This window comes from Paenibacillus sp. FSL E2-0151, from assembly GCF_037993015.1.
GTDB classification, from domain to species: domain Bacteria; phylum Bacillota; class Bacilli; order Paenibacillales; family Paenibacillaceae; genus Paenibacillus; species Paenibacillus amylolyticus.
This window is the reverse complement of the sequence record NZ_CP150308.1, coordinates 1,797,692-1,814,090: the sequence shown is the minus strand read 5'-3', so window position 1 is coordinate 1,814,090 and position 16,399 is coordinate 1,797,692. Positions and strand designations below refer to the sequence as shown.

General features: G+C 47.7%; 18 protein-coding genes and 1 pseudogene. 14 read left to right on the top strand and 5 right to left on the bottom strand.

Annotation, left to right across the window (positions count from 1 at the left end):
- Window positions 1-38 precede the first annotated feature (38 nt).
- Window positions 39-1,028 (bottom strand): SDR family NAD(P)-dependent oxidoreductase, encoded by a 990-nt coding sequence (locus MHI55_RS08360; protein WP_101314084.1) that lies wholly within the window; start codon window positions 1,026-1,028, stop codon window positions 39-41.
- Window positions 1,029-1,046: 18 nt separating this feature from the next.
- Window positions 1,047-1,736, bottom strand: a complete 690-nt coding sequence (locus MHI55_RS08355) for a glycosyltransferase (protein ID WP_076251635.1) — start codon at window positions 1,734-1,736, stop codon at window positions 1,047-1,049.
- A gap of 312 nt (window positions 1,737-2,048) precedes the next feature.
- On the opposite strand from MHI55_RS08355, the gene MHI55_RS08350 reads away from it, so the two are divergent.
- Window positions 2,049-2,759: a GT-D fold domain-containing glycosyltransferase gene (locus MHI55_RS08350; protein ID WP_076251633.1), complete on the top strand. Its 711-nt coding sequence runs from the start codon at window positions 2,049-2,051 to the stop codon at window positions 2,757-2,759.
- Window positions 2,760-2,976: 217 nt separating this feature from the next.
- On the opposite strand, the gene MHI55_RS08345 is transcribed toward MHI55_RS08350, so the two are convergent.
- On the bottom strand, window positions 2,977-3,384 hold the full coding sequence (locus MHI55_RS08345) for a hypothetical protein (RefSeq protein WP_076251631.1): 408 nt from the start codon (window positions 3,382-3,384) through the stop codon (window positions 2,977-2,979).
- A gap of 190 nt (window positions 3,385-3,574) precedes the next feature.
- Between MHI55_RS08345 and MHI55_RS08340 the strand changes: the two genes are divergently transcribed.
- The 13 genes and pseudogenes from MHI55_RS08340 to MHI55_RS08280 all read left to right on the top strand — a co-directional run bounded on the left by MHI55_RS08340 (window position 3,575) and on the right by MHI55_RS08280 (window position 13,769).
- Window positions 3,575-4,723: an RluA family pseudouridine synthase gene (locus MHI55_RS08340; protein WP_101314085.1), complete on the top strand. Its 1,149-nt coding sequence runs from the start codon at window positions 3,575-3,577 to the stop codon at window positions 4,721-4,723.
- 36 nt (window positions 4,724-4,759) lie between these two features.
- Window positions 4,760-5,338 carry a DUF1273 domain-containing protein gene (locus tag MHI55_RS08335; protein ID WP_076251630.1) on the top strand — a complete coding sequence of 193 codons (579 nt, stop codon included), beginning with the start codon at window positions 4,760-4,762 and terminating at the stop codon, window positions 5,336-5,338.
- 157 nt (window positions 5,339-5,495) lie between these two features.
- Entirely contained in the window at window positions 5,496-6,311 is an 816-nt protein-coding gene (gene speD, locus MHI55_RS08330) for an adenosylmethionine decarboxylase (RefSeq protein ID WP_036610662.1), read from the top strand.
- A gap of 183 nt (window positions 6,312-6,494) precedes the next feature.
- Window positions 6,495-6,905: a flagellar basal body rod protein FlgB gene (gene flgB, locus MHI55_RS08325; protein WP_036610664.1), complete on the top strand. Its 411-nt coding sequence runs from the start codon at window positions 6,495-6,497 to the stop codon at window positions 6,903-6,905.
- Window positions 6,906-7,052: 147 nt separating this feature from the next.
- Window positions 7,053-7,541 (top strand): annotated as a pseudogene (locus tag MHI55_RS08320) (GNAT family protein); the annotation flags it as partial.
- 159 nt (window positions 7,542-7,700) lie between these two features.
- Window positions 7,701-8,156, top strand: coding sequence for an NUDIX domain-containing protein (locus MHI55_RS08315; RefSeq protein WP_036669535.1), 456 nt, complete (start codon window positions 7,701-7,703; stop codon window positions 8,154-8,156).
- 33 nt (window positions 8,157-8,189) lie between these two features.
- Window positions 8,190-8,717, top strand: coding sequence for an ankyrin repeat domain-containing protein (locus MHI55_RS08310; RefSeq protein WP_076251628.1), 528 nt, complete (start codon window positions 8,190-8,192; stop codon window positions 8,715-8,717).
- Between the two features lie 217 nt (window positions 8,718-8,934).
- Complete coding sequence (locus MHI55_RS08305) at window positions 8,935-9,450, top strand: sigma-70 family RNA polymerase sigma factor (protein WP_256720040.1); 516 nt, start codon at window positions 8,935-8,937, stop codon at window positions 9,448-9,450.
- Window positions 9,447-10,784: a DUF4179 domain-containing protein gene (locus MHI55_RS08300; protein WP_076251624.1), complete on the top strand. Its 1,338-nt coding sequence runs from the start codon at window positions 9,447-9,449 to the stop codon at window positions 10,782-10,784. The genes MHI55_RS08305 and MHI55_RS08300 overlap by 4 nt, the downstream gene beginning before the upstream one ends.
- Window positions 10,785-10,881: 97 nt before the next feature.
- A complete protein-coding gene (locus MHI55_RS08295; protein ID WP_076251622.1) occupies window positions 10,882-11,925 on the top strand; it encodes a S66 peptidase family protein in 1,044 nt (347 codons plus the stop codon).
- Between the two features lie 64 nt (window positions 11,926-11,989).
- Window positions 11,990-12,295, top strand: a complete 306-nt coding sequence (locus MHI55_RS08290; RefSeq protein ID WP_036669286.1) for a hypothetical protein — start codon at window positions 11,990-11,992, stop codon at window positions 12,293-12,295.
- A gap of 235 nt (window positions 12,296-12,530) precedes the next feature.
- Window positions 12,531-13,292: a threonine/serine exporter family protein gene (locus tag MHI55_RS08285; protein WP_036669533.1), complete on the top strand. Its 762-nt coding sequence runs from the start codon at window positions 12,531-12,533 to the stop codon at window positions 13,290-13,292.
- An 18-nt stretch (window positions 13,293-13,310) separates the two neighbouring features.
- Window positions 13,311-13,769 (top strand): threonine/serine exporter family protein, encoded by a 459-nt coding sequence (locus MHI55_RS08280; RefSeq protein WP_076251620.1) that lies wholly within the window; start codon window positions 13,311-13,313, stop codon window positions 13,767-13,769.
- A gap of 128 nt (window positions 13,770-13,897) precedes the next feature.
- Here the strand turns inward: MHI55_RS08280 and MHI55_RS08275 are convergent, their stop codons facing one another.
- On the bottom strand, window positions 13,898-14,443 hold the full coding sequence (locus tag MHI55_RS08275; protein WP_076251619.1) for a DUF2569 domain-containing protein: 546 nt from the start codon (window positions 14,441-14,443) through the stop codon (window positions 13,898-13,900).
- A gap of 110 nt (window positions 14,444-14,553) precedes the next feature.
- On the bottom strand, window positions 14,554-16,395 hold the full coding sequence (locus tag MHI55_RS08270) for a PBP1A family penicillin-binding protein (protein WP_256720039.1): 1,842 nt from the start codon (window positions 16,393-16,395) through the stop codon (window positions 14,554-14,556).
- Window positions 16,396-16,399 lie beyond the last annotated feature (4 nt).

The window sequence follows — 16,399 nt, the reverse complement described above, 5'->3', positions numbered from 1 at the left end:
GCGTATCTGAAAACTCCGAACGAGTTTTGAGATACACCCTAATCGATATAGCCACCTTCACGCAAAAACCGGGCAATCGCTGGTTTGTTCATCATGGCACTGTCCGAGCGATACTCGGAGAAGTTCACACGTGGCAGACTGCTGTACTGATCCGTCAGGCTCTTGTCCTTGTGCTCCGGCAGGATGACATAATACTGCGCATCGTATTGGTACGTACGCGGCGCTTCAAAGGGCGAGATCAGCACTTCATGTAATTTCTCGCCTGGACGTATTCCCGTCACCTTATAATCGAAGGATGGACGACCTGCCTGTTCCAACATGACGGATGCAAGTTCCGTCATCTTGCAAGCTTTCATTTTCATCACAAAAGTCTCTCCGCCCACGGCCGCCTCAGCCGCCTTAAGCAGTAAATGTATAGCTTCGGTACGCGTCAGAAAAAAACGGGTCATGCCTTTGTCCGTAATGGTCGGGCTTTTGCCTTCATCGATCTGACGACGGAACAGAGGCACGACGCTACCGCTGGTTCCAAGCACATTGCCCCCACGGATGCAGACAAACCGGGTACCTTCACTTAGCCAGTTGGCACGGATCATCATTTTTTCACCCAAGGCCTTTGTCATGCCATATACGTTAATCGGATCTACCGCCTTATCGGTGGACACATCGATGACTTTGGCAACCTGCATACGGATCGCAGCCCGAATAATGTTCTGCGTCCCGATCACATTGGTCTTGAACGCTTCATCTGGCTGGTCCTCGCAGACCGGAACATGCTTCAGCGCAGCCAGGTGGAAGAGCACATCCACACCTCTGCATGCATCTTCCACTGCCCGATAATCGCGGATATCCCCAATGATGAATCGCAGACGCGGATCATGGTTGAACTCTCGCTGCATCGCAATCTGGGCGTATTCATTACGTGACAGAAGGCGAATCTCAGCCGGGTCCTGCTCCAGCAGTACCTCAGTCAGCTTTTGACCCCAGGAGCCCGTTCCTCCAGTGATCAGAATCGTTTGTCCTTGAATCATGGATGAATCCCTCCCTGATCAGATCATGAATTCGCGTAGTACCTGTGCCATCTCATCCCGGCTTAACCGGTCTTTGGGCGGTACCTTTTTGGTTGAAGTATTGCTCGAATGCACGATGTTGACATAATTGCGCGGAGCAAGCAGCTCGTGCGGCAGTTCAATGACATTGCCATGTGTACCTCTGCCCGGAAGCTTGACCCGGTATCCTGCTGCGTATTCGGCTGTCTTATATAAGTAGACATAGAACTGTGGAGAACGGTGAAACGCTGGGGCCATCTCGTTATTCACACTGTCCCACAGATATCCGTTCTGGTTAATCAATGCCATCGTCTGCTGCTGTGGTTGAATATCGTAGAGCTGTTGAACAAAGGTTTTATGGTATAAATCATCCGAATCCAGACGGGCAATATAGAGTTGCTCCGAACCATTGGCAAACGCCAAAATGGCACGCACACTCTCCATATTGGTTCCAAAACGAATATTGGAGGGAAGCGGCTCCTGACCCGCCAGAATCTCCTGCATTAATTCCCCGGATTCCTTGGACAACTTCACCACTGTGAGGAAATCCTGATTCGTCTGCGCCTTCAGGCAATGCAATGTGAACGTGCGGAAGATGCCCATCCGACGCTCCAGCCATTCCCGCGTTAATCGCTGTGGGTCCATCCCGTAATTGTTAAAGTTAATCTCAATCACAACTTTCCTGGACATAACATTCCTCCTCATGAACGCTGCAAGTTCCGTTTACCGGATACAGACTGTTTTCATAGTTTTGATGCCGTCTTCCTACGAAGACCATCTTCTATCTATCTGATCGCTTTCAAGCCACATCTCGCTTGTGAATCCAGCACTCTATATCGTATGAAACGTTGATAGAAGCGGTACCGACAGATGTACTAACTTTCATATAAATAGATTGATATACAACCGAAGATGGCGCCCTTTGGGTCGAACGTACATATCGTTACGGTATTCGCAACATAGAATAGAACAGTTCAATTTTCAAAGGAGGCAACCCATCAAATGAATTCGATCTATCTTGAAATGGAAGGTGTGCTTGATCAGCTCGAAGCGGCACTTCTGGAACACCGACCGCTGTCTCTTGTAAGAGTCGGTGATGGCGAGAATATCGTCATGTCTCAAGAAACCGTATGGCCCACGGAACAGGTCCTTCAGGAGCGTTGGGCTAAGAAAGCCAACTTAGGGCAAAAGGGACTTCGTCTTCCCAACCCGAAACTACGGGATGAAGTCGCCGCTTCCTTGCAACGTGCCGATATCGTGGGCATTCTTCCTCGTGGTGACAGCACCATCAATGCTCCCGATTATCTTAAAAGACCCCTGACCGACATGGTATTTGCACACTTTGGCATCTCTCCTCCGATGACTTGTCACGCCTGTGTTAATCGGGAACTGGCGCAGAACCCGCGTTTCTGGCAGATGCTTGCAGGCAAGCGTGTGTTACTCGTTACTCGTGAAATTGAGGCTCTGCGTGCCATGCTCGAACGTGATCCGTATAATCTGAACATTGTGACTGCCCTGCCCTTCGACAGCTATGATCAAATGGATGAAACGCTGCACTGGATTCAGAATAATCAACATACCTTCGATGTCGCTCTCTTCTCCTGTGGCGTCAACGCGGTTATCCTTGCGGAGCGAACAGCTGCACTTGCAGGCAAAGTGGCCATTGACTTTGGCAAAGCCAACAACATCATTCTGAAAGGCCGTGCCAACTGATCCTGGACAGTTTCAAACTTTAGTTTCGTGATTTGTATTGAAACGTGCAGTTGCTTGTACGGCAAAAACCCCCGACTTCTTGAGCCGGGGGTTTCTTGCTGAGCGCTAGTCGAAACCTATCGTTGCATTGTCTTGCGTATCTGGGGTATGAAGCGAACTCTGCCGTCAACAGAAGTGATGACGAAGCACTCTGCCTGTTATATTTCGCCTTTCACTACTAAACGGTGGCTGCAATACCGTATAACATCTCCGGCCCGGTTCTTACTGCTGTGGACACCCCCGAGATGAACGAAGTATACACACTTTCCAATGCTGGTGGTGCAGACAGATCCTGAGCTGTGAACGAATGGAATTCGGCACCTCCGTTCTGTCCAATCGTACCTTCAGCACGGTAGATGATATAGAAAGGATCATATAAAAAACCCCGCACAAGCTCCACAACAAAGGTATCTCCCAGTTCTCCCGTAACACCTACTGTCCCGTTCAACGTAATAATGGGATTCACCACACCCTGCGTCTGTAGACCAATGGTGCCAAAAGCTGTCGGGGATTCTGACAGTGACAAACCGGGCTGTCCTACGGTTGCCGAGTTCATCGAAGTTCTCATATCGAGAAACACGCCCATGAGTAACACCTCCAATGCTATGGGATACCCTATCCTATGAATCTCACTACTCTTATGATTGGATGTATAGCAGATTGTATGAACCTATTTTTATTTGTCGACTGTTAATGGTATATTGAACTGCATAACGAAAATGAACGGATCGTATGCACACAAGCGGTACAGGCTGTTCAGAAGGAGATTACTATTCATGAATAAACGCAAACGTCCAACCAGCAAGACATCGGCCTCGGCCAAGGGGAAATCTTATGCAGGTTCATCTTCAGCACGTTCCGGCAAGTCCAACTTCTCATCTGCCAAAACATCAGGTGCTCCCGCATCACGCAATACGGAGGAGAATAAGAAGCCAATAACCGCGAAATCATCGGGTGCACCCAAGAAAGCTGGAGGCAACAAACCCAAAAATGCCAGCGCATCCAAACGACCAGGCAATTCCTACTATCGCAAGCAGGAACCACCACGCCAGTACAAAGTAACTGAACCGGATGAACTGTTGAACTTCCTGTTGCAGCATCTGAAATCAGGACGGAACGCAGTGAAGTCCATTCTGGGTCGTGGACAGGTATCCGTGGATCAGAAGGTTGTAACCAAGTTTAATGAAGCGCTGACGCCAGGTCAGATTGTCTACATTCGAAAAGAAGGTGCAGTTGCTGCTCCATCCTTGACGGGTATTAACATTTTGCATGAAGACGATGATATCATTGTGATCCGCAAGGAAGCCGGACTATTGTCCATTGCCGCTGACAAGACAGATGACCTGACGGCTTATCGCCAACTGACAGAGCATGTGCGCCGCACCAATCCGCTCAACCGGATCTTTGTTGTCCATCGTCTGGATCGGGATACATCGGGTGTGATGATGTTCGCCAAAAGTGAAGAGGTACAGCAGAAACTGCAAAACAACTGGAAGGAAAATGTGCAAGACCGCGTCTACGTTGCCCTTGTTGAAGGTTCGGTAGCCAAAGAAGAAGGCACCATCTCTTCCTGGCTGAAGGAAACCAAAACGCTGAAAATGTACTCCAGCTCTCGTCCGAATGATGGACAACATGCCATCACACATTACAAACGTCTGAAATCGAACCGTGAGTTCTCCTTGCTGGAAGTGCGTCTGGAGACAGGGCGTAAAAATCAGATTCGTGTGCATATGGAAGATCTCGGACATCCGATTGCTGGTGACAGAAAATACGGTGCACGCACAAGAGACCTTGGCCGTCTCGGACTTCATGCACGTATACTCTCGTTTATCCATCCCACAACGGATGAGTTAATGTCATTCGAAACGGATATTCCGAAGCCATTCCTGTATCCGTTCCGTGCAGAAACTCCACCCGCGAAATAACTTTACCTTGATCATGCCTGAAAGGAGGAACGGACACTGAAAAACCTGTTAATCACCGGTTACCGGGCACATGAATTGCAGATTTTTGGACAGAAGCATGAAGGTATTCCTTTTATCAAAAAAGCCATCTCTTCCCGCCTCACTCCCCTTGTCGAGGATGGTTTGGAATGGGTGCTGACGCCGGGACAATACGGTGTGGACCTGTGGGCCTGCGAAGTGGTCATTGATCTGAAGAAGACGTACCCACATCTGAAACTGTCGATCATCACTGCCTTTCAGAACCCGGAGGAGCAATGGAAAGAAGACAAGCAGGAGTATTACCGTTCCATCCTCTCGGGTGTGGACTATTACGGTGCGATTAGCAATCAACCTTATATCGGGCCGTGGCAGTTCACTGCACGGGATGACCTGTTGCTGCGTAAAAGCGACGGTCTTCTACTCGTCTATGACGAAGATGCCGGCGAAGGCAGTCCCCGTTTTGTGAAGGAAAAAGCCGTGAAGAAACAGCAGAACGCGGACTATACAATCATCAGTGTCACTTCAGAGGATATTCAATCTGTAGCTGAGGATGAGCGCATGAACGATATTGCGGACTTCGACGATTCTTCATTCTGAAAAAATGTAGATTATCTGAAGTCCTTTCATGCATAGCTGTGATCAGAGGAAAATCGTATTTCGAATGACGTACATATGTTTTTTTTCGAGGCAGGTTGGGTATAAGTAGTATTATAACTGCGATGATATGTCGTATGGGATAAGGGGAACTGCAACCATGACAATTACGCCAGAGCAGCGCATTCAACTGCATGGATTTAACAACCTGACCAAGTCGCTCAGCTTTAATATGTACGATATTTGTTATACCAAAACCAAAGACGAACGCGAAGCTTACATTGAATATATTGATGAACAGTATAACGCCGCACGGCTGAGCAAAATTCTGAACAACGTCTCCGATATCATCGGAGCCCACGTGCTGAATGTCGCTCAGCAGGATTACGTGCCTCAAGGTGCGAGTGTTACGATGCTTGTCTCGGAGGGTCCAATCGTGGAGATCCCCGAAGAATCACTTGATGAATCTCCCGGCCCTCTGCCCGATAACGTTGTCATGCAGCTGGATAAAAGCCATATCACTGTGCACACCTACCCTGAATTTCATCCTAGTGAAGGTATCAGTACCTTCCGTGCGGATATTGATGTCTCCACCTGTGGTGAGATCTCACCGCTTAAGGCACTGAATTATCTGATCCACTCCTTTGATACGGACATTATGACGATGGATTACAGGGTCCGTGGTTTTACGCGGGATACGAGCGGACGCAAGCTGTTCATTGACCATGAGATCGGCTCGATTCAGAATTATATTCCGGATGAGATCAAGAGTAGCTTTGACATGATTGACGTGAACGTCTATCAGGAGAATATTTTTCATACCAAATGTAAACTGAGGGAATTTGATCTCGACAATTATCTGTTTGGGTACACCAAGGATAAGCTCAGCAAGAAGGAACAACAGGAGATTACAGAATGGCTGAAGCTGGAGATGGACGAAATCTATTACGGCAAAAATATTAATCGTCCCTCTTAAAGAGGTTGTTCAACGCTGATCCATTAGGGCAAAATCTAAGACAAGATTTCATGAAGGCAGGGTTCTTCTTATCGGGGGGCCTCCGGCATGTGCTTGTCTTTTTCTTTGTTATGTTGACAGTGTGCAACTTAATTTCTTATTATAGAAGTAACTGTACAATCTACAGTGAAGGAGACTGAGCCCGTGATCGAAACGAATACGACAAGACGTAACGAATCACTGTTACAAGCGCTTACTGCACAGCATAATGCCATTACCAACAACATAGCCAATGCAGACACGCCTAACTACAAAAAGAAAACGGTAGAGTTTCAGGAAGAGCTGAGACGTATCGTTGAAAATGGCAAAACAGATCAGCTCGCCATGAAGCGGACTCATGACAAACACTTTCCTATCAGTGATCCCAATTCTTCCATCGTACAGTACCGAATTGTCGAGAACAACGAAACAGCCATGAACAATAACAACAATAACGTTGACATTGACAAGGAAATGGCGAATCTTTCGGAGAATCAGCTCATGTATAACTACATGGTTGATCGGGTCAGTGGACATTACAAAAAAATGAAGAATTTATTGAATGATCTGAAATAATGAATGTACAAGCAGCCCGAAACGGCTGCTTTTTTTGTTGTTTTTCCCTGAGTGTAGCTCGTTTGGTGCCATTTTTCGGTATCCTCTCCTGTTCGTAGTATAATGGGAAGAAACGAATGATTTCATATCGTATAAAAGAGGTGCAACATGTCTCCACGTCATTTAAATGGTTTTCAAGGTTCCAAAGTCAGATTAGCGGCCCCATGCCCGGAAGATTGCATGCGTCTCTCCCGCTTCACAGATGATTATGAATATTTGCGCAACATGGATACCGATATCGCGATCCCGTTAACGCCGGATGAAACGGGTTCTTCGTCTGTCCGCCGAGACAACGGATTTGAATTTGCATTGCGTACACTGGAGGGTAACCGATTCATTGGATTCACAGCCCTCTACCGAATTGAATGGAACAATCGGTCGGCTCGTCTGGCCATTGGTATCGGCGAAGAAAATGATCGAGGTAAAGGCTACGGAAGCGACGCTCTGGCTCTGATTCTTCGATATGGCTTCCACGAATTGAACCTGAACCGGATTGCGCTGGAAGTCATTGAATACAATGAAGCGGCTAGACGTGCGTACCTAAAAGTCGGATTTCGGGAAGAGGGTCGCCAGCGTTCTGCAGTTTTGCGGGATGGCATGCATTATGACCTGATCTCGATGAGTATCCTTGCCGAAGAATGGTCGGCGCAGTCTGGGCTTCCATTGTCATTCCAGTCTACTCACACTCCTCAATCTGGGGAAATGGACGCGGGTGGTTTTTCACAACGTAATGGGAACGAACAAGCTGCGCTGTCAATGTCGGAATTAAGTTCTGTTCCAAAAGGTGAATCTGAAATTTCACCTCGTATCGGCGTAGGTGCGGTCATCCTCAATGAACGGGGCGAAGTGCTTCTCGCCTGGCGGAATCGCCAGCCCGAGCAGCACACCTGGAGTATTCCCGGCGGGAAAGTCGATCCCTACGAATCACTGGAGACTGCCGTCATCCGTGAAATCAAGGAGGAAGTGAATCTGGATATCGCCATTGACAGTCTGCTCTGCACGGCGGAGACGATCCAGCCACAACAGAAGGAACATTGGATATCCGTGCTCTATTCCACCAAGGTGATTGGCGGTCATGCTCGTAATCTGGAAGAAGGCGGAGCCATCGGTGAGATCGGCTGGTTCCCATTGAATGATCTGCCCTCTCCACTCGCCTGCTTTGCGGTACCGGGGCTGGAAGCTGTGAAGAAGCTGTATAATGAATCCCTGTAAATTCTAATATCTCATCAGATGGAGGTATTCCTTATGAATCATGCAGAACAGATTAATCAACTATTTCAGGCTGCACAGTCTGGAGATGTGGCCAACCTGCAATTATTGCTCGCTTCTCACCCGGAACTCACCAATATTGAAAATCAGGATGGGTTAACTCCGCTGGGATATGCCTCTCATTATGGACAAGCAGAAGTAGTTCGTCTTCTTCTGGAGCATGGAGCAGATGTTAACAACCTTTCTCATTCCAAGATTTCCTTTATCCCGTCCAATACTGCACTACATGCCGCGCTTGCGGGAGAACGTTCACCAGAAGTTATCCAACTTTTGCTCGAACATGGGGCATCCACGGGTATTCTGGACAGCGATGGACAATATGCGTTGCACTCCGCAGCATTTCATACGGATCAGATCGAACTTATCGAGATGTTACTTCAGCATGGAGCTGATCCAAACGTGCTGAACTCAGCGGGCCAGACCGCACTGGATATTTCACTTGAACGTGGTAACACGTCTACAGCTTCATATCTACGAGCAGCCATTACAGCGCATCAGCAATAATGATTGGATAACGTAAGCAATACGCGAATAACCGTCAAGACTCTTTTTGGAGTACAAAGAGAAAGTCTGACGGTTATTTGTTGTCCTGTATGTTCTCATTCAAATACGTAGTTCAACTATATAGAAATCAGGTATATACATATTTTCTAAGAAAATAAGAACCGTTTGGTGCCTTATGCGGTCTAATACTCAACATATCCATGAAAGGAGGAGCCATGTGACCCCTCTTCAGCTCACCATCGCCGCACAAAAAGGGGATGCCGAGGCTTTTACAGCCTTAATGGAATTACATCAGAGCCAACTGTACCGTATCGCCTATGCCTACCTGCATAACGAAGGTGATGCGCTCGAAGCGATTCAGGAATCAACGTTCAGGGCCTTCCATAAACTCAAAAAATTAAAAGAGCCCTCCTACTTTGGCACTTGGCTCATCCGCATTCTGCTCAACTACTGTGCGGACGAACGCAAACGCAAAAGTCGGTTCAGTCCCGTCACCGAGATTCATGAATCCAGCAGCTGGGATCGTCCTGCGGACCCCGATCTTGCTGCGGCCGTATCCACCCTTGACCGGGATTGCAAACAGATTATTATCCTGAGTTATTTCGAAGGTTTCTCCTTAACTGAAGTTGCCGATATTCTCGAAATCCCGACGGGAACCGTAAAATCCCGATTACATCGGGCACTCGGACAGCTCCGTGATCAACTTGAAACGAAGGGAGATGTATCCTCATGACGGATGAACAAAACTCATTCGACACATTGGAAGAACGTCTGAATGCTCGAAAGACGGAGTACGAAACAATGCCTGTGCCCGATTCCGCCGCCTATCAGGCTGTGCAGTCCGGAATCCGCCAGGCTGCCCGTAAGCGAAAGTCCAGACTGCGTTGGTATATGAGCTCCATCTCAGCAGCTGCCCTGATCCTGCTATTTACCGGATGTATCCGTGTCTCTCCCGCCTTTGCGTCCTTTGTGGAGCAATTGCCTGGCATGGAAGGCATTGTGAGCATGATTCGCCAGGACAAAGGATTAATGATGGCGATCGATCAGTCTCTCTTGCAGAAGATCGGTGTCACCGACGAGCATGATGGTACTTCCTTGACCGTTGATGGCATTATCACAGACGAGTCACGTATGGTTATTTTTTACACGATGAAAGGCATGAAAGATCCCGAGAAATTCAACTATGATATTGATCTGCTCGATGAGAACGGTAATGATCTTCCAGTTGCGTTTACTCACGCTTATCCAACACCTTCACCAGACGAGAATGTGAATGAGAATATGATAGACGTGATCTTCACGGATGGAACCTCTCCTCCTGAAGAGCTGAGCGTCGTGTTTAAGGCCAGAGATACAACGCGTGCAGAAAAGTGGAAAATAACGTTCCCGGTAGACAAGAATCTTACCAAAGGCATGAAAAAGGTCATTCCTGTGAATCAGACGTTAACAGTGGATGGACAGCGTATTGATGTGAAACAGGCTACTATGTATCCAACCCGTCTTGTACTTGATGTGAATTTTGATCCAAAGAATACCAAAAAGGTATTTGGGCTCAGCGATCTTCAACTGGTCGACGAACAAGGTCGCGCGTGGAGAACAGATACCTCGACAGGTGGAGATGAACGCTCCATTTACTTCGAAAGCATGTACTTCTCCATACCGAAAAAGCTGACCTTGCAGGGATCTGGCTTCTCGGGATTGGATAAAAAGAATCTGGATCTTTCCCTTGATCTGAAGTCACGCCAGATTACAGGTGGACCACCTGGATTGAAGATGGTAGGCAGCAAGGTCGAAGGCAAAGATCTAATTATTGACTTCTCCGTTGCTGGCAGGATGGACGGTGGGTTCGTTCTAACTTTCAGGAAAGTTACAGACAGTACAGGGAAGTCATATGAAGTCCCTGGCTCCAGTTGGAGTAGTGGAGAGGGAACGGATGACAGTCATACGATTGTTTCTTCTACTATCAAAAATGGAGCCAAATTAAAAGGGGAAGTGAAAATGAACATCTCCACCTATCCGATGAAAGTAAAGTCTCCCTTCTCATTGGACATCCCTGTTAATCCTTAATTTTCTACCAGTAGGCTGTGATTATCGCAAATATTCTATATAATGGAAACATTCATTATTACGAGCAATGATGTTCATAGGGAAGGTGTCTTTAGATATGAATCAACGTTCCATCCGTTATCCGCAGCCACTCGCTCCGGGAAATACCATCGGTGTAGCAGCACCCTCCAGCGGTGTAGGCGAATCCCTATACCATTATCTTGAGGAGAGCAAACGTAATATGGAGCGCCTTGGTTTTGGCGTGCTGGAAAGCCCATCGCTCCGCCACAACACCAAATGTGTGAGTGCCTCCAAAGAGGAACGCGCCGAAGAGATGAATGAGTTTTTCCGCAATCCAAATATTCAAGCCATTATCCCTCCATGGGGCGGGGAATTTCTGATGGATATCCTCCCCCTGCTGGATTGGAAAGCTTTGAAAACATTACCGCCCAAATGGGTCATGGGATATTCGGATATAAGTACGTTCCTGTTCGCCTATACCCTGATCACCGGAACAGCATCAGCACATGGCACCAACTATGTTGATCTAAGATCAAACGCCCTCGATCCCGTGACTGCGCGCTGGATTGATGTGTTACAGACCAAATACGGCGGACAGATCACACAATCGTCTTCCACACATTATCAATCGGCATGGAAACCGGAATTGCCTGGATTTAACCTGGATACACCTTCGCAATGGAAACAGCTCGGCCACTCGGAAGATGCAGATACCGCTGTGTCGTTCTCCGGTCGGCTGATCGGTGGCTGTATGGATACAATCTCCAGTCTGATTGGCACGCCATATGCACCTGTTGCATCCTATCTGGAGCAATACTGTGCAGTCGAAGGTACCATCTGGTATCTGGAGAGCTGTGAGATGAATGCGGGGGATATCTACCGTCATCTGTGGCAGATGAAACAGGCTGGCTGGTTTGCAGGTGTGAAAGGTTTCATGATTGGACGACCTGCGGGTTATTCCGATACAGCCGATTTTAATTTTACCGATGCCCTATCCTCTGCACTTGGGGGTCTGGATGTCCCTGTACTGTACGATGTGGATCTCGGCCATGTTCCGCCGCAGCTCACCTTTGTGAATGGAGCATTGGGCAAAGTCGCTTATGAAAATGGACGCGGGAGCCTTGAGATGGCGTTTGTGTAATCACCTTTTATAGGCAGATGCATACCTTGAAGTAAGAACTTATTTTGAGGAAGGGTTGTGCATCATGTCTGAATCCACATCCACGCCATCCACACGTGTCGTGTATCAAGCCAATCAACCGATGCTTCAATCCGTGCAAAATGTGCGGAATATGCTTCATCATACAGCTCGGCAGCATATAGGCAAGAAGGTACAAGTCCAGAATATCGATGGGCAAGTGTGGGAAGGTGTCGTCATCAGTGCAGACCGGGGAATTTTGTATCTCCAGGTTACCCCGATGCATGGATATCCTGAACCGCGCGCTTTGTTTGGACCAACGATTTTGCCGCTTGTGCTGTATGAATTGTTGGTTATCACACTGTTGATGTAGTGGTATTGTACTTCTATATCCGAACCTGTTCCAAGAAGCTTCGCTCCTGAGATCTTCAAGTCTTGGGAACGAGGCTTTTTTATCGTCTTGGCGATGGTGCGGTATGATTCCTTGCGAGCGTGTGAAATATGATACAATGGTGTCGCACCACCCCATATCTCATATGAAACGGAGCTTGATCCGGTTGGAATACATACGTCATGATTCATCACCCGTATCACAAGCCGAGACGGGTATGATTGGCAGCAATCCTACTGAACAATCACGCGTGATTGCCATCTGTCTGCTCGCAGGCAAAATCATGCTACAAAGCGGTGGTGAAACCTACCGTGTGGAAGATACGATGAAACGTATGGCAGCTGCGCTGGGCTTACCCCATTCGCACAGTTACGTTGTTCCGACAGGCATCTTCTTCTCTGTTGATGCAACCGAACCTGCCAAGCTCATTCGTATCTCCGAGCGTACGACGGATCTGGACAAGGTGTCCGAGGTGAATGCGGTCTCCCGTCGCATCGGACAAGGTGAGCTATCCGCTCAGGAAGCCCATGATCTGTTGATACAGATCGAAGGAAAGCCCTCCTCCTATTCAACGGCTGTGCAGCTTACGGCCGCAGCGTTATCCAGTGGTTGTTTTACCATTATGTTTGGCGGGGGCTGGAGCGACTTTCTTCCGGCGTTAATCTGCGGGGGCATAGGTTATGCAGCCGTTATTGCCTTTCACAGGTTGGTGCGGGTCAAATTCTTTGCCGAGCTTACGGCATCCTTTGTTATTGGCTTACTCGCTTTTCTCCTGATCTATATGGGAGTGGGTCATGAACGGGACAAAATCATTATTGGTTCGGTTATGCCGCTGGTTCCGGGGTTGCTGATTACCAATGCTGTACGCGACCTGATGGCCGGACATCTCGTCTCCGGATTATCCAAGGGAGCCGAGGCATTTCTGACTGCTTTTGCTATAGGTACAGGCATTGCAGTTGTATTTTCACTTTTTATGTAAGACGGAGGAATGCAGGATATGCTCCATTTTATTGAACAAGCCTTGACCAGTTTTGTCGCCTCAGCCGCGTTTGGGATCATCTTCAACGCACCACGGCGCATGCTGCTCCACGGTGGATTTGTCGGCATGATCGGCTGGATTATCTATATCGTGCTTGAATATGCAGCGGATGCGGTTCCTGCTACACTTGCAGCGACCATAGCCGTAGGTGTCATCAGCCAGGTATTCTCTCGCATGTTTCGCGCACCCGTTATCATCTTCAGCGTCGCAGGCATCATCCCTCTGGTTCCTGGTGGACTGGCGTATAATGCGATGCGAAGTTTTGTGCAAAATGACTACAGTGCCGCTATGGAGATGGCCGCCAAGGCACTCATGTTATCCGGCGCTATTGCCGTAGGCCTCGTGCTGTCAGAGGTATTAAACCAGATGATACGCCGAATTCCCGCCTCACTTTGGGCAAAATCATCATCGAAATAATCGTTCTTTTCACATATTCAGCACACGTAAGGCCCGTTAGCATACAGGATAAAATCTTGTATACCTACGGGCCTTACGTGTCGTTTTTTATAGAGCATTATAGAGCAGCAGATCAATCAATATTCTATTTACTTCACAAACGTATTTTTCACACGTACCGACCGTAGGAAATACGGGATAAAGATACAACATGTCAGAAGCGATCGGATTGTTAAATTAAATGCTGATGTTGGATCGAGCACATGTTGCTCTCTCGGAATCTCAATTCGTGCGATCATGATCCATGTCACGACTCCAATGAATACATTTGCAATGTACAGAATAATCATCATGCGCGGAAATCGCCTTTTTTTCTTATGAAGCAGTACGAGATTCACGATAACGAGCATTAGTAAAATGACGCTGCTTATGACTCCAAACCAAAGGAGCGGGCGTATCCCTTCAGTATAAAGTTCCGGATCAACACCACGGACACCCTCCCACCTTGCTGGATCCATAATGACATTTACCTGCGACATATCCGCAATAAGAAGCACCAGTGTGACCCACAGGCCAATCTGAATTAATATAAGCCATCCGCCTAATCCGGAGATGCCAGGCCGTTCCGGTCTGATACCACTTTTAGGCTGCAGCGAGCTTGTATCCAGTTCCGAGTTCCTATATTTATAGTTCATTTCAGCCTCCGTTTACGATAGATAAGACACATATTATACATTAGAAGCTATATTCTGTGTTATCCAAGAGAAGGAAAGAACCATCTGGACTAAGGTCTCTCTCTTGCATTCTATTGGGTAGCACGTCTCATCACTGTTGCGAACAACTCCGCTGCAACACCACTTCCTGACTTCATATAATGTTTTGCATCCGTATGATCAAATCCCATCCAGACCGCCGCAGTCCAGTTGCTCGTATAGCCCACAAACCATAGATCCCGATTGGCCTCTCTTCCCACACCAGGTAATGCAGCCTGTGTTGTTCCCGTTTTCCCTGCTACCTTGTGCTGACCGAGTTGTGCCCGGCTTCCTGTTCCCTGACTGACTACATTTTGCAGCATTCTGGTCATGGCATTCGCCGTACTGGAGGAGATTACCTGCTTATTTTCCGACTTATGAGCAAATATTGTCCGTCCTTGTGAATCTGTAATCTCGCGTATCAGATGGGCTGTATTCAATTTGCCATGATTCGCAAACACCGTATAGGCCTGCGCCATCTTCATTGGCGACACTCCCTGATGCACACCTCCCAAGGCAATTGAGAGGTTTAGATCTTCTTTCCCCAGTTCAATACCGAGTCGTGCCGCAAATTGATGTGCATCGTTCAGTCCGGTCTCATGAAGTAGCCATACGGCTGGGGCATTGATAGACTTTTGCAAGGCTTGGGACATGGCTATTGAACCACTGTAACGCCCACCGAGATTGGAAGGTTGATAGCTGCCATATTGCATGCGTTTATCCGGTAGTATACTCTCTGGCTTGAACTTCCCCGACTCCAACGCAGGGCCATATGCAATAATCGGTTTAAAAGATGAACCTGGCTGCCTTGCATCCATAATCGCCCGGTTGATGCCCCCTTTTAAAGGATTACGTCCACCCATCATCGCTTTCACTTCACCGTTGTGCTGGTCGATAATAACCATACTTGCCTGGACCTGCTCGTCTTGGCGATCATCGGGGAATCGGGTAGCGTCTGCAAATGTTTCTTCCATCGCCAGTTGTGCCTGTTCGTCTAGCCCAGTTTGAATAACCCAACCTGCCGATTGAATCTCTGCTTCACTTTTACCTGTGAGCCGAGAAGCCTCCTGAATCACAGCATCCACGGCAGACACATATGCGGGCTCGCTCAAGCCCGGTGAAGTTGTTGCATTCAATACGGTTTCAGGCGGCGTGAAATCGACATCACGGGCTTGGAGCACCTGCTTTCGTGTAATTAGTCCCTGTTCATGCATTAGTCCAAGGATAACGGCACGTCTTTGTTTGGAAAGTTCAGGATAATCTACTGGATTGTATATGGATGGACCTTTAGGCATTCCAGCTAATGTAGCAATCTGCCATAGTTTCAATTGGTGCATATCCTTAATTCCGAAATACCGCCAGGCTGCCGCTTTTACACCATACTGCTGGTGTCCCATGTAGATCTGATTCAGATACATTTCCAGAATTTCATCCTTGCTATACTTCTTCTCCAGGGCCATCGCAATCGATATCTCATTCACCTTTCGACTCAACGTTTTATCCCCATTCAAATACAGATTTCTTGCCAGTTGCTGCGTAATGGAGCTTCCTCCCTGACTCAGATTCATATGTAAGATGTCTTGCATAATGGCTCTGCCAAGTCCGATGAAATCCAGTCCATCATGGTTGTAGAAACGTCGATCTTCTGTAGCCAAAAAAGCCATCTTTAATAAATCTGGCATAGCGTTCAGTTCAGCATATTCGGAATACCCTTTGGTCTCCGTATGCAACCTCGAAATTTCGGTCCCCTCTGCATTCGTAATCATGGTTGAAGAGGCCACCTGCATGGCCTCTGGACGATTGCGAAGCATTCCTTCGCCATAAGTAATCAGATAGAGATAGAAAAGGGTCAATATCAAAACTACAACCACTGCAACATCAAAAACGTAATACATCCAT